Origin of the sequence: Vibrio sp. OPT46 (genome assembly GCF_015163535.1) — a bacterium.
In the GTDB taxonomy this organism is placed as follows: domain Bacteria; phylum Pseudomonadota; class Gammaproteobacteria; order Enterobacterales; family Vibrionaceae; genus Vibrio; species Vibrio alginolyticus.
The window spans coordinates 1,200-2,787 of record NZ_JADDYG010000259.1; the positions used below are offsets into that span (position 1 = coordinate 1,200).

Below are 1,588 nucleotides of genomic sequence, written 5' to 3' on the forward strand. Positions count from 1 at the left end.
AAAAATTCACAGAGACTGAGGGGCCTTTTTGTCAATATTCTCTAAAAGCAAATGGAACTTCATATGATTTTAGCTTTTTTGACTCATGTGGCACAAGCGATTTAATTAAATTGAATGAAGAGCTTTATTTGGTTGACTTGACTAATGGTAATATAAATAGCGAAACATACTTTATTTTTGACACAGAAAAAAAAGAAGTTCCAAAAGAGATTGGTAGTTTGAACCTTAGTTATGACATTTACGATTATGGTTTTGATATTATCGATCATACATTATTGGACAGAGATAATGGTAAAATAATAAAAAACGCTAATAATAATTATACTGGCGTGTTGTCTTACATTTTCCAGAGAGATAATTTTAATATGAACATACCTAAAGATAGGATTTTGTATTGGAATAGAAATGGAGAAGAGAATTATTGTTCTTCTACAATAGTTTTTTCTGCTAATTATGACGAACATAGGCGAGATGTTTGCTGGAATAGTTTTTCATCAAGATATGAATATGTTGAGATTATTGAAGGTAGAGTAAGTTTAAGGATAAAGGGAGAGTTTGATGGAAGGCAGTTTAAGTTTGATAATAATGGTGAAGAACTGACGATTAATCCATATAATGGAAAGTATAGTACTAACAAAACCAACGAAAAATTCCCTGATGAAGACTATTTTAATATAAAGTGAACATATTGTTTTTATTTTTAATGTAGTTGAAATGCTTAAATTCAATGAAATTTATAAATCAATTGTGATGGTCGGGTTTTCATTTATTGTGTCGTTTTCAAATTTTGTAAGTGCAAGCTGCAACCAAAATTCTGTCATATTTACGTGTGATTTAGAAAATAAAGGTGGCAGTTTGAAAGCTTGCTTTAATCAAGCTGAGAATTCGATGTACTTCGTTGTTGACGAAAATGGGTTGAAAACAGTTTATGCCCCACGAAAGGGGAAGAGTTTAGATAACTATAAATGGATAGATATTTCTCTTGAAGAACCTGAATTCATTCCTTTGAAATTTGAAGTAAATGAAAACAAGAATGCGTACTTTTCATTGACTAGAGGTGGTGGACGGTTGAGTGTCGTTGCTAGCTTCGTTGACATGATTGAAGATGAAAATGCTGTTGAGTACTACTGTGAATTGGGAACTGAAACAGCTCTGGATCCCAACGTTAGATTAAAAATAAAACACGTAAAGCCTAATGAGTTTGAAGCTTGGGGTTAAATAGCAATAGATTCCGGTGAGAGCCTAAATAAAATTCATTGTAATAAAAAGTTAGCTTTTCTAGAAAATCTACTCGAGACGTTTGGATAAGAAATGTTCAGATAAAAAGCGCCGAAAGGCGCTTTTTATTTTCTTTAAAATAAAGTATGGTCTCCCTCCTTTTAAAATGGTAAGTGTTGAATAATTATACAGTGGTTAGGTAAATGAATAAAATAACTAAACTCACTTTGGCTTTGTCCGTATTGACATCTGTTGTTGGGTGTCAACTGGTCTCAAATACGCCGATGCAATCGACAGCAACGAAGGAAATAATTGAAAAAGCAAAGGCAGAGTTTGATGGACAACGTTTTTATAAGTTGAATGAATATGA

The 1,588-nt window shown here is 32.2% G+C and carries 2 protein-coding genes; both read left to right on the top strand.

Going from position 1 to position 1,588, the window contains the following annotated elements; genetic code table 11:
* Window positions 1-683: hypothetical protein (locus tag IQR33_RS12200; RefSeq protein ID WP_228013870.1), on the top strand; the 683-nt coding region annotated here is incomplete at its 5' end.
* A 31-nt stretch (window positions 684-714) separates the two neighbouring features.
* Window positions 715-1,218: a hypothetical protein gene (locus IQR33_RS12205; RefSeq protein WP_005373343.1), complete on the top strand. Its 504-nt coding sequence runs from the start codon at window positions 715-717 to the stop codon at window positions 1,216-1,218.
* The last annotated feature ends 370 nt before the right edge of the window (window positions 1,219-1,588 follow it).